The 11,815-nt window shown below is 46.4% G+C and carries 11 protein-coding genes and 1 pseudogene; 7 read left to right on the forward strand and 5 right to left on the reverse strand.

Translation table 11 applies throughout. From position 1 onward, the window contains the following. On the reverse strand, positions 1-451 hold a 451-nt coding region (locus J7J49_RS20620), incomplete at its 3' end, for an IS110 family transposase (protein WP_251048437.1). Between the two features lie 163 nt (positions 452-614). Here J7J49_RS20620 and J7J49_RS20625 point away from each other — a divergent pair. The 5 genes from J7J49_RS20625 (at position 615) to J7J49_RS20645 (ending at position 3,395) form a co-directional block, all read left to right on the forward strand. After that, on the forward strand, positions 615-1,472 hold the full coding sequence (locus J7J49_RS20625) for an ATP-binding protein (RefSeq protein ID WP_215095334.1): 858 nt from the start codon (positions 615-617) through the stop codon (positions 1,470-1,472). Beyond that, positions 1,472-1,708 (forward strand): hypothetical protein, encoded by a 237-nt coding sequence (locus J7J49_RS20630; RefSeq protein ID WP_215095336.1) that lies wholly within the window; start codon positions 1,472-1,474, stop codon positions 1,706-1,708. The genes J7J49_RS20625 and J7J49_RS20630 overlap by 1 nt, the downstream gene beginning before the upstream one ends. Beyond that, positions 1,698-1,934, forward strand: coding sequence for a hypothetical protein (locus J7J49_RS20635; protein WP_215095337.1), 237 nt, complete (start codon positions 1,698-1,700; stop codon positions 1,932-1,934). The genes J7J49_RS20630 and J7J49_RS20635 overlap by 11 nt, the downstream gene beginning before the upstream one ends. Continuing rightward, positions 1,924-2,283 (forward strand): hypothetical protein, encoded by a 360-nt coding sequence (locus J7J49_RS20640; protein WP_215095339.1) that lies wholly within the window; start codon positions 1,924-1,926, stop codon positions 2,281-2,283. The genes J7J49_RS20635 and J7J49_RS20640 overlap by 11 nt, the downstream gene beginning before the upstream one ends. Positions 2,284-2,681: 398 nt before the next feature. After that, complete coding sequence (locus J7J49_RS20645) at positions 2,682-3,395, forward strand: hypothetical protein (protein WP_215095341.1); 714 nt, start codon at positions 2,682-2,684, stop codon at positions 3,393-3,395. Between the two features lie 154 nt (positions 3,396-3,549). On the opposite strand, the gene J7J49_RS22875 is transcribed toward J7J49_RS20645, so the two are convergent. Then, positions 3,550-3,891: a tyrosine-type recombinase/integrase gene (locus J7J49_RS22875; protein WP_502793523.1), complete on the reverse strand. Its 342-nt coding sequence runs from the start codon at positions 3,889-3,891 to the stop codon at positions 3,550-3,552. A gap of 581 nt (positions 3,892-4,472) precedes the next feature. Between J7J49_RS22875 and J7J49_RS20655 the strand changes: the two genes are divergently transcribed. Next, entirely contained in the window at positions 4,473-4,874 is a 402-nt protein-coding gene (locus tag J7J49_RS20655; RefSeq protein ID WP_215095343.1) for a DUF6228 family protein, read from the forward strand. 224 nt (positions 4,875-5,098) lie between these two features. Beyond that, entirely contained in the window at positions 5,099-9,670 is a 4,572-nt protein-coding gene (locus J7J49_RS20660) for an NACHT domain-containing protein (RefSeq protein WP_215095344.1), read from the forward strand. Between the two features lie 273 nt (positions 9,671-9,943). Here the strand turns inward: J7J49_RS20660 and J7J49_RS20665 are convergent. From J7J49_RS20665 to J7J49_RS20675, 3 genes and pseudogenes are all read right to left on the reverse strand, one after another. Then, positions 9,944-10,207 (reverse strand): annotated as a pseudogene (locus J7J49_RS20665) (ATP-binding domain-containing protein); the annotation flags it as partial. A 146-nt stretch (positions 10,208-10,353) separates the two neighbouring features. Continuing rightward, the gene (locus J7J49_RS20670; protein WP_215095346.1) at positions 10,354-10,971 is read right to left on the reverse strand and encodes a LysE family translocator; all 618 of its coding nucleotides are present in this window, start codon (positions 10,969-10,971) and stop codon (positions 10,354-10,356) included. A 47-nt stretch (positions 10,972-11,018) separates the two neighbouring features. Next, complete coding sequence (locus tag J7J49_RS20675) at positions 11,019-11,795, reverse strand: 2OG-Fe dioxygenase family protein (RefSeq protein WP_215095348.1); 777 nt, start codon at positions 11,793-11,795, stop codon at positions 11,019-11,021. Positions 11,796-11,815: the final 20 nt, after the last annotated feature.

Here is an 11,815-nt window from a genome sequence, read left to right on the forward strand (position 1 = left end):
TGACAACATGAGCTTTGAGATACGCACCATGACGAACGAGCCCAGTGCGACGACGAAGTAAATCCCGTGTTGCTCGCATACTACGAGGGTAGGCATAAGCGAGGGGGAAGTTGCCACCGCGAATAAGCGCTGCAATCTTGTAAGAATCCACGCGGTCATTCTTGGTTTTACCGCCATGAATGGCCTTCATATAAAGGGCATGACCGAGAATGAAAGCAATGCCCTGATCTTCACAGAAATCGGCGATCCAGTACCAGCAGTGCATGCATTCAACCCCGATGACCAGATCGTCCAGGTAGGGTTCGATCAGATGCAGCAGAGGCTCTGGTTTGGCTGGGATCTCTTTATGCAGAAGGATTTCACCCTGCTGATCCAGGATGCAGACATACAGGCTACGGGCATGCAGATCAATTCCACAGTAGTGACGATGAGTGCTATTGTAAAAGTTCATTGAGTCTTCTCCTGTTTGGTTTGGTCGCCTTTTCAGCCTAGCCAAACGGCTGAGCTGGGGGAGAAGGCTCAATGAGTATCAAAGCGCTGCTATCGGACAAATTTTCCGCTGCGCTCCAAATTTGCCGCAGAGAGCGGCGTTATATTTTTAAGGAGGTGAGGTAGTGCATTTATTTGACGATAAAAAGATCGATTCTGATCATGGTCATCAAGAACTAATTGGGCTTGAGCAACAAGAGAAATTGGTAAATGCATTTTGTGAGTTCGTATGGTCAGATAAGTGGTCAGAGCAATCAAAAGTTCTCCATTTCATACCGACTATTTTACTATATGGCCCACCGGGAACTGGTAAAACTACATTATTGTCGAATTTGGCGTCTGGGTTAGAAACATCCTCTTCTAAATATTACCGAGAAAGCCTAGATCTTCTTGTTCACAAAGATCTAGGTGAAACATCTAAAGCAATTAAAAGTTTGTTTGATGAAATTAAAGAGCAAGCTTTTTGTGGTAAAAAAGTGTTCTTACAGATAGATGATGTTGACTCGCTACTGTCTTCTAGGTACTTAAGTAACGAATCATCGGGAGTTAGACGAGGTGTAAATACGTTTCTATCCCAAATAGATGAGCTTTTATTAGAGACTCATGATTTTACGCCAGTTATAGCAGCTACAACTAACATGTTTTCACATTTGGATTCGGCAGTGAAAAGGCGTTTTTCTTTAAAAGTTGAGGTTAACCCAGTATTGAATGCTAAGGAGGCGGAGGCTTTAATTAGTCCAATACTAGCTATTATTTCTACAGATTTGACTATTGACTTTCAAGAAATTGAGTTGATAGTGCTTGAAGAAATGTTAACGCCAAATGATTTGATTTTGTTTATGCAAAATGTATTTTTACAAGACCTTATAGGTAATGATATTTGTCAAAAAACTGTTCTAGAAGGTTTGCGGAATACTGAGTCCTCTAGCTCCACATTTGAACAACAAAGAAAGTCTTTTTCTTCGCTTAACAAGGAGGTCTAATGTGTGAGAAAAGTTCTGGAAGGAAAGCAATTGAATCCTACATTAAACATGAGGATATGGTTGATAATGCTGTAAAACTAGGTAGAGCCAATGGCTTTGATGTATCTCCCACAGAAGGTAATGATCCAAAAGGAGATGTAAAAGTCATCGCCAAAGATACAAAGGCATTTTTAAAACTGCTTGGTGAAACAATTGATAAAAATCAGGCTAAAAGAGGTAAAAACAATGCCAAGTGATGACGACTACATTGAGGTTAAAGTGTATTCCAGCGGAATTTATCCTGGCAAGGCAACGAAAATTGTTGCGCAAGGAGTAAAGGGAGTAATTTCTGGAGGTAAAATATCAGATAATGCGAAATCGGTATTTGATGGCGCAGGTGTGTGGTACAGAGAAAACGTTGAACCTACAGATCTAGAGTCCGAAGGTTCTGAGTCAGAGGGGAGTGAATCACATGGATTTTGATTTTTTTAATGAATGGGAACAACTTGGAACAATTAAAGTTGGTCGCCAGTTGTCTGGCAAACTTGTTAGATTAAAGTCACTTGAGAAAATGGATGTAGATCAATCAACATTTCCTGAAGGGCACTCCGACGAAGGCTGTGAAATCGAACGATATGTTTTGGGAAGAGTAAAATATTTATTTGCAAAAGAAATTAGTAGTATTCTTTCTGATGAATGCCATAAGCTTTCGAAAGGGCTTGAAGAAAATTCACAAATAGAGCTTTCTAGTGAAACTAACAACCCGCAAGTCTTAGTGAAGCTACTGGCTCTACTTTTAGATCCTAATACAACCCATTTTAGCCTTGGGTAACTAAAAAAATATAACAAGCCTGCAATCTGACCTCCAGCCACTGTCACCTTTTTTTGCGGTGTAACTGCAAAAAAGGCGCCATTGGCCTCCGGCAGTTGAGGCGGGCGTTATATCAGAGATGACTAAAAGACAGCTCCTGGCCGATAGAAGAGATTTAGCCTAAGCTGATTTTAGCGTTTCGGCTAAATACGACCCTAGCGGACGTTCTTGAAAATTCAGCAGGAGCGCGAACTTTGGCTATATGGCTTAATTTAAATTAATAGCTCAAAGGATCATAGGCTTGGGAGAACCAGGTAGGCTGCATTTGTCGGATAAAAGTGCCAGCACGTTCATTCAATCATTGAACGCGCCGTTTAATACGCTGTTAAACCAAATCACGCAACGAAGGAGTTAGTCGATTGAATCACAGCAGTCCTCCCAAATGGATCTTAATAGTGGGGCTCGGTGTGATCATGCTGACATTCCTTCTATATGGAGTATCTTTCGGCCCCCATCTCTCAAATAGCCAGTCGACGTGGGCTGAGTTTGGAGCATTCTTTGGTGGCCTTTTGAGCCCATTTTTAGCCTTTCTTGCAATTGTGATGCTATATCACACACTCGATACACAACTTTCGGAATTTAGAGCATCGGTGACGCACCTGTCTAAAACAGCAGAACTTGCGGCGCAAGATCTTGAGTTATCAAAAAGGCAGAATCTGGACAATGAAACACTGGCGGTACTGGCCAGCGGAGAGAAGCAAATATCAGAATTGATAAACCAAATCGTCTCTGAGCGTGGAACCAATCCGGAAATAAAGATATTTCACCTGTGTTTGGAAGCCCGCCGCTCCGCTCATCCGCTGGCACGAAGCGATAGCTATACCAAATTCATCAGTATGGCCCGTACGGAAGGTTCTGTTGTTTGGTCATACGTTTTCGCTTTACATGAAATAGTGGATGGCATGGTTGCAGTGTTAAAATATTATAGAGCCCGACACTCGACACAGTTTTCACCAACTATTCTCTATTACCAAAAGAGGCTGTTAGCTGTTTCTCAGCTGCTCGCGGATGCAGAATTTATTTCCGATGAGGAGAGAATTGAGGTCGCCACTATGGCCGATCATCATGGGTAACTGGGTAGGTTTAACCAAGGGCACCAGACCGGTGTTCCGCTGCCGCTCCAAACCGGCGGCTGAGCCCAGGCGTTAAAGCACTATATCAGTGGCTCCTAAAAGGCCGCTCTTGGCCGGACAACGACGGCCCGCGATAGGCCTTCGTTTGTCCTTATCAAACTTCTGTCTGTTCTGCCATTTCCAACGCATCATTGACCTCTATCCCTAGATACCTGACGGTGCTTTCCAGCTTCGTGTGCCCCAAGAGCAGCTGCACAGCCCTTAAGTTTTTCGTGCGACGGTATATCGGCGAGGCTTTGGTGCGGCGCATCGTGTGCGTGCCATAAATTGAAGCATCTAAGCCTATTTCGGTGACCCAGGCTTTCACGATACGGGCATATTGGCGCGTGGAGAGATGCTTTGCGCTATTGATGCGGCTGGGAAACAAGAAGTCTTCGCTTCTGAATTGCGCAAGCTGTATCCAGTCCACAATAGCGATACGGGTTTGCTCGGTTATTTAGAATTGGACAGGTCGATGCGTTTTTTGCTGCATCACGATGGCTCGTGGGGATATGCACGCACCATGGGCTATATCCCGTACTCGTAAATTGACGAGGTCGCAGCCTCGCAATTTGCTATCGATGGCTAAATTGAAGAGGGCTAGGTCTCTCGTCTTTTGGGCAAGCTGTAGGCGAACACGTATGGCCCAGATATCTCGAAGACGCAAAGGCGCCTTCTGCCCAACCAACTTGCCTTTATTCCAAGGTGTAGGTGTACAGGGGATTTCAGTCAAAACGTTCATGGTATGCTCCTCCATCAGGTGGAGGTCAAAGAGTGGCTCAATTCATGCTTGTCATGTGCTCAGGTTAATTTACAGTCGGGGCTCGACCCAAAGCGCCCCTTCCGGCGAAAGCGGAGTGCTAATTCAGCCGTGTTATGCAGCCGGCACGATAAGCTATGTTATGCTGCCTGTTTATAATTAATTTATTTTAATTTCAATGGGATAGGTCATGAATGATAGTCTATATAACCTCAATAAACTTGCCGCCGGGTTCATTCAGGTTAAGTAGAGGGGTGTATAATCACTGTTAATGGTCTATGGAAACGATAGAAATCAAGTCATGTGATGACGCCACAACCCTCTCCTTGAGGATCGTTGGTGGCAACGAGGAGGGCTCAAACTTTGTTGCCTCTGTTACTGGTGCTCCATTTATAGGTGAAGTCAATACAACAACCTATTTTGTCGGCCCGCCAAGTCTTCTGTTTCGGGATATGGCAGACAACTGGCGAGGCTGGAAAGGGGGGAAGATATGGGGAGCTTTGGACGGAGAGTTCACGCTCACGGCAACGGCTACATCACTGGGCCGCATTACGGTCATAATTGAAATGGTCGAGATGGCAGGTGCGTTTAGGCTGAAGGCAACTCTAGGCTTGGAAGCGGGGCAGCTTGAAAATATTAGCAAGAGAGTGGAGTCATTGTTCCCGCTCGAAAACCATTAACAAGGGGCTGTTGTCGGACGGTTTTTCCGTCGCTTCGCTCCTCCAAAACCGCCGCAAAGCCCGGCGTTATGTGTAAACCCAATGTCAGCTATCGATTGACAGCGGCGCTTAATAAAAGGGGCTGAGAAAGTCAGGGGGGCCGGTCGCTAATAGCTGCGTAAACAACAGCACCATCAGCCTATAAAGTAGAGAATTCAAATGAATAAAAGCTGGCAAGCGAATAAATGAGCATCGCCGGGATACGCTCCAACCGTGGAGATTTTTATCAGACACTTGTTGCCTTCGATTGGGCATTGACCGTCTTAACCGATCCAGAGTTTCAATGGCTTGAGATAGATTCGACAACCTATCTTGTAGACGATGTCGTTGTCGGGAAGTCTGACGGTTCCGTGATCTGTTGCCAATGTAAAAAAAACCAACCTGATTTTAGGGCATGGTCAATAGCAGACCTTGGAGATGAGTTAGATAAGGCAGCTCATGAGATAGCTAGAAATAAGCTAGTTCAAGTCCGCTTCTATTCGCGCACTCCCTTTGGCTCCCTAGATAAGCTTCGCGAGTTCAGTATTCTCCATGCTAGTGAAGTCGATTTTGTTGCGAGTTTGACCAAAAACCAGGCAAAAACAAATCGTGACTTAGCTACTCGCATAGCCGACCAAGCACCAAACCTTTCGACGCTTGAATTCCTAAACCGAACTATTTTCGAGACTAGCCAAGAGCTCGATCGTATGGAAAGTCTCCTAAGGGAACGCTTGCGTGGAATCGCCAGTAACTCAAATGCCGCCTTCGATGCTCTCATTGTACAACTCTATAGACTTTGCAGTCGCGTGAAGGATGGCAGCCTATCGGCTTCAACTCAATATCGACTGACCAGAGACGACATCAAAGACATTCTTCATTGTTCGGGCGCAATGCTCGTTCCGAACATGGACATTTCAGAGGTAAGAAAATCGTTTGCTAGTACCTCGGCCATTGGCAGGCATTGGCATCGGGACATTGCCGGGCAACGCATGTTTAGCTCAGTTGTGGGAGAACTCCTAGCAGCTATCGATGCCAAGAAACGTGCTGTGTTGCTTACAGGACTACCTGGTTCTGGCAAAACCTGTGTGATGTTGAGCCTGCAAGAAGCACTAGAACAGCGTATGCAAGTCCGATCCGACCTGGTACCACTCTTTATCCAATCACGCGAATTCGCCGACCTAGCAACGGCGCAGGATCGCCAAGCACAGGGCCTACCAGAGCAGTGGGTAGAACAGGCTTCCCGTTTAGCTGAAGACGCACATGTTGTCGTAGTTATCGACTCACTCGATGTCTTGTCCATTGCTCGCGAACACAGCATATTGACGTACTATTTGGCACAAATTGACCAGTTGCTACTGATTCCCAATGTTACCGTTATCACAGCTTGCCGCGACTTCGACCGTAAATACGATCGACGCATTGCTGCTCGGCAATGGGACTGCCAATTGCAGTGCCTGCCGTTGGACTGGGAAACCGAAATTGTACCGCTTCTTAACAAGCTTGAAATCGATTCGACGACTATCGATGCCGCCACCCGTGAACTGATCCGTAATCCTCGCGAACTTGCCCTGTTTGTCGAACTGGCTCAGCGTGAAGGCAGCTTTAACGTAGTGACCAGCCAAGCACTAGGGCAACGCTACCTCGACACAATCGTGAAGGCCGAACCCACGCTAGGAGACCCAGCCATGCAAGCAATTGAAGACATTGCCGATGCAATGCTGAAGTCTCGTAGCCTGTCTATTTCAAATCAACGCTTCAATGCTTCACAGGACATCCTGCGACGACTACACAGTCTCAATGTCCTGCTCGATACCCATGATGGTAAATTGACGTTTGGGCATCAAACTCTACTAGATGTACTGGTGATTAGTGGCGCCCTGCGCCGGGGCGTCTCGCTCAATGAGTTCATCCAAGGCTTGCCTCCCGTTCCCTTCGTACGGCCGAGCATACGTAGCTTTGTTGCACAGTTGGCGACGGGAGAACGCCGCGAATTTAGGAAGCAACTGCGGACAGTATTGACAGGCAACTCCGCCTTCCATATCCGTCGCCTGGTTGCCGAATCATTTTCCCGACAGATACCTCAGGACGATGACTGGCCGCTGATACGAGATTTACATGCCAACCATCGCGAGGTGTTTCAGGTGATTTACAACCAAGCAGCGTTGGTTGAGTGGCATCACTTTTGGCTTTCTTATCTGGTGCCCGCATTGAAGGAAATGCACGATGCCGAGGGGCTGACAACACATGTTCATCGCATAGCGCAGTGGGCAAATGAAGATGCTGCTGGCGTATTGGCATTCTGGATGGATGCAATTGATTTAGATTGGCTGGACGGCAATAGAATTTCAGAGCAATTAGTTTTCTCTCTATCCGATTTTCGGACAGAAAACTTACCACTTGTCGCCCCCTTACTAGAACGACTACTCAGTATGCCAAAACCAGACCATAGTTTGTTAGGGCGTACTGTTGCACGTAGTGTCACCGCTGGTGCTATTGATGACAAGACTCTATGGAGCTATATCACTGGTGAGATCAACGATGATGAAGTAATGAAATTTCATTTTGACAACAAGTTGCATTGCCAACCCCATGAGTTTGGTGACAAGGGTGAAAACTTCCTGAAACAGCGGATGGTGGAATCCACTGCTTTACTCGATTTAGCACTGGGAACAATCGAACAATGGAGCCAAATCCGATCAACGCGTTATGGTGTCACTCGAATAGGCTATCGCAGTGGATTCCTGAGTGACAGCTCTTATAGCGACACTCATACGCAGAACGATCTTGAACACATAGATAATGAACGGGTTTTATTAGATGCTGTCGAAGCAGCCATTCTCTATCACGCCCAAAGTCACTCTGACTGGTGGCAAGATAACCGAGAACGCTTGTGCTTTAACCATGAAGGGGCGTTAGTTTACTTCGCTACCCTCGCTTTCATCAGAAACCCTGAATCAAATATAAACTTGATCGGTCGCCTATTATGCGACAGAAATTTACTCGAATTCGAACTCTCCTATGAATTAGGAACATTGATTCAGGCTGCATTTATTTACCTAGATAGCCATGCACAAGATTCAGCCATGGCAACAATACAGTCCCTGTGGGAGAGTGAATCGGTAACGGATGGCGAAACACGTTTATGGGTTCTGAAGAAGCGAGCTGAATATATATCCACGATTCGCTGTCATCTGCGCTCATCAGAAACCCAAGCGGTACTAGATGCATACGAAAAGATATATGGGACATTATATCGACAGCCATACATCGGCATGAGAGGCGGCACTGTCGCCGCCCCATTTTCATACGAGGTGTTCCTCAATGCCAGTGATGGTGGAATACTTCATTTGCTTGTGCACTACACTGGACATGGTCGAGATTCCGATGACTTTTTGGTCGGTGGTGAACGAGAGGTTGGTTGGCAGCTACGCGAGGCTTCATCTCGCCATCCATCGCGATTCTTGGGATTACTGACATCCCATTGGGCAAATATTTCATCAGGATTTTGCAACGACATCATGGACGGTATTGCCAGCTACTTGGCACATCGCTATGGCAACTTGCGAACGAACGGTACTTGGGTACCAATTGATGAGCCTGATGCACCTACCTTAGCGAACCAAATCCTTGATGAACTGGAAAGGCATCCCGCTCACTGGCAACTTAATCGCTCCGCAGCCAAGGCTCTGGAGGCCTGTGCACATGTCATCCAGGTCACACAAGTTGCTGAGCGGCTGGTGTTCTTATCGATAGGCTTTGGAAATCCTAGAGAAGAAAGCACCATCCATGGGGATTCGGTCGATTTGCTCACCACTGGCATCAATATGATGACTGGGAATATTGCCGAAGCCTTGATGATTTTAGCCAACAACTTTCAAGAGCAGAACATTGAATTACCCGAGTTGCTACCACCAATACTACTTCGATTTGCCAGCATGGAACACCCCGCAATCCGCGCTCTAATTTTACGACGCTTGCCGTACCTCCAAAGCCGGAACCCTCAATTAGGTTGGGATCTATTTGACCATGCCATGCAGGATCCCGTGGGTCTTTGGAAATCCGCAGAACGTTGTCTGTATTACGTCTATCGGGGTCAGTTCGAGAAAGTTGCCCCCCTGCTTGAGCGCGCCCGCCGAGAGGGAAGCAAGGAAGACGTGGAAACTTGGGGCCGCATCTCAGCACTGTCTGCCCTAACGGGGCATATCAAATTTGCCGACTTGCTAAGAGAATTGAACACATTAAACATTACCGAAGCTTGGAAGGGAGCAGCAAGCGTTTGGACCCATACTGAAAATATCAAACAGCATCGAGAGCAATGCCTTACAGGTATCGAGGCGGGACTAAAAACAGACAGTCGCCATGCAGCCGTGGTTGCTCGACATACCGAGAACATCTTTCGAGACAAAACGCCACCTATCTCCATCCCGATAGGATTGATCGAGCTGTGCTTTACCGTGTTCGAAAGCGATAGCGAAAACAAACATCACCGGCTATTTGGATTTGACGAATGGCTGAACGCTATATCACAGCGCGATCCCGATCTCGCCTTGGCCTCAGCAGAAACTTACCTGGCCTATGTTAGTCGTGCCAAGCCTTATTTTTACGATCATAACAATCAACTTGTCCAGCTGGTGACCCGGCTTTTCGCCGAAGCCGAGGAAAGGGAAGAATCCGATCACGGTGCGATGCTTAAACGCGTGGTATCGGTGCAAGACTTACTGTTGTCGCTGGGAGTTAATTCCATAAATGAATGGCTAAAGATGGCTGAGAGGCAATAACTAGGCCATCATGAAAACGTAGATCCGCTCTTTAGTCGATTGGCGTATAGCTAATAAGATAAACAAAAGACAGCCAAGTAAGCTAGTCAGGACTCCTGCTCATGGCCTTTTACAGTATTTCATATTGATTGCTTTAGCATAAGCAGTTAATACATAACAAGACACGAAACTCGGACGGCTACGCCGCCGGTTCGCTTAGTCGTTATAACAGAGACGACTAAAAGGCCGCTCCTGGCCGAAAACCGACACCACCAACGTTAATGTCGACTTTGATCACAATCTCCCCATCCCACTAACCCTCATAACCTCCCGAGTCACCGCATCATTCAATATCCCGCGCTTAGCTTCGATCACCGTGAGCCAGTCGCGGGCGCGGGTGATGCCGGTGTAGACCAGTTCGCGGGTGAGAATTGGGTTGGGCGTTTGCGGTAGCAGCAGGGCGGTGTGCTGAAACTCTGAGTCTTGGAATGTGTGTACCGTCATCGCGAACACGGTTTCTACCGCGTACAGGCGGGAAGGCATCAACCATTGTAAGGGCAATGCTAATATTGATTTTATTAGCTAAAGGGCGTAGCCATGGGGGATAATTGAATCTTTGCAATTTATACGATCCAGTACTCTCATACCATTGTAATGAATGGCTTGTTTAAAATGGCCCGTAAAGCTTACGTACTCTTTTTGCCTTAGGTTGTGATTTTGGTGAAGACTAGCGAGGCACCTAGTGCTATGAGTGCAATGCCAATGCCCTTATCGACAATACCTTGCCGTTCAAGTATTCGCTTACGCATAGCAGGCGCGGCGAAGAATAGTGCGACAATGCTAAACCAAACCCAGTGGGCGGCTGACATGAATATACCATAGGCAAAATTTTGGCTCAGAGTACTATCAGGTTGGACAACTTGGGTATAAGTGGCAATTACAAATAGCATTGTTTTAGGGTTGAGAGCGTTTGTGAGAAACCCCATCCTTAAAGCAGCGGCTGGTGATGGCGCGATATTTGAAGTCTCCCCAAACATCAGCTTTGTTTTATTCGTTAGTGATTTATATCCCAAGAAAATAAGATATGACGCTCCAATGATTTTCATAGCCATAAAAAGCGTGGGAGACTCTACGATAAGTACAGCAATGCCGAACATGGTGTAAAACACATGCACTTGGACGCCGCATGCAATTCCTAGAGCTGAAAATAAGCCAATCCGCGAACCGAATGCATAACTATTGCGTGTTACCATCGCAAAATCTGGGCCTGGGCTAATAACTGCTAAAACAGTTATAGTAGCTACTGCTATCAGCTCATTCATCAATGAAACTCCAATAGTGAAGGCGGGGCATCTGCCCCACCTAATTTTCAATGCTTATTGAAAGTAATAACAAGTACATCACGGTAGCCGTGCTCATTTGAGTCTTCTGCTGTTATGGGGGTTACCCCATGAAGGGTTCTTTCATCATTTACAATTGCAGCATCGAAGGGGGTGGTGAGAGTGTGTCGAGCAAGTTCTTTTCTTTCTCGATTGTAGATGCTGGTTTCGCCGCTAATCACGTTTTTACGATTGACGAGCATCATAAATACAAAGCTCACTCCATCACGATGAGCTCCTTCAGGGGTTGGAAGTGCCTGATTATCAGTAGCAATGATTCGAAATTGGTGCACCTCAATATGCCAGCCATAAAATGGGGCGATACTACTAAACGTTCGTCTGCACAATTCAAGTGCTGCCATCAATATTTTACAGTTAGCGATTGCAGGCTCTATAGGCGCAAAATCTCTAGCTATCCCGCCATTAAGGGTGTTGTAGTCAAGGCTCTGGTAATGCGGTTGGCGTGGTTCAGGTTTAACGCTTGAGCTGGGTTCCGCACTGTAAACCCCATGGCGACGAAAGCGGTACTTACCTCCATCTTTCATATGTTGGTCTTGTTCCAGACGGTTCCAGCTGTTCTGGAAGTCTTCCCAATCTTCTAACAAGCTTTCGTCATCTAACGTAATTAGGCTCCGTACATGTTTAGCAGGTAGTAGTACGAAGTCATTTCTTGCGATGTTTCTACACAGATCAATCACTTCGCTATGAACACGATCATACATGTGAGCTTGTGGTTGTGGCGTCGTTGGGGATGATATATTTTGCATAACTTCACTCCCTGTATAGT

The organism is Halomonas sp. ISL-56 (genome assembly GCF_018612805.1).
Lineage (GTDB): Bacteria > Pseudomonadota > Gammaproteobacteria > Pseudomonadales > Halomonadaceae > Vreelandella.

Coding starts and splice junctions, on each gene's coding strand:
- J7J49_RS20655 (WP_215095343.1), top strand. CDS start 4,473: ATGGAAACGATAGAAATCAAGTCATGTGATGACGCCACAACCCTCTCC.
- J7J49_RS20635 (WP_215095337.1), top strand. CDS start 1,698: ATGCCAAGTGATGACGACTACATTGAGGTTAAAGTGTATTCCAGCGGA.
- J7J49_RS20640 (WP_215095339.1), top strand. CDS start 1,924: ATGGATTTTGATTTTTTTAATGAATGGGAACAACTTGGAACAATTAAA.
- J7J49_RS20630 (WP_215095336.1), top strand. CDS start 1,472: ATGTGTGAGAAAAGTTCTGGAAGGAAAGCAATTGAATCCTACATTAAA.
- J7J49_RS20670 (WP_215095346.1), bottom strand. CDS start 10,971: ATGAATGAGCTGATAGCAGTAGCTACTATAACTGTTTTAGCAGTTATT.
- J7J49_RS20675 (WP_215095348.1), bottom strand. CDS start 11,795: ATGCAAAATATATCATCCCCAACGACGCCACAACCACAAGCTCACATG.
- J7J49_RS20660 (WP_215095344.1), top strand. CDS start 5,099: ATGAGCATCGCCGGGATACGCTCCAACCGTGGAGATTTTTATCAGACA.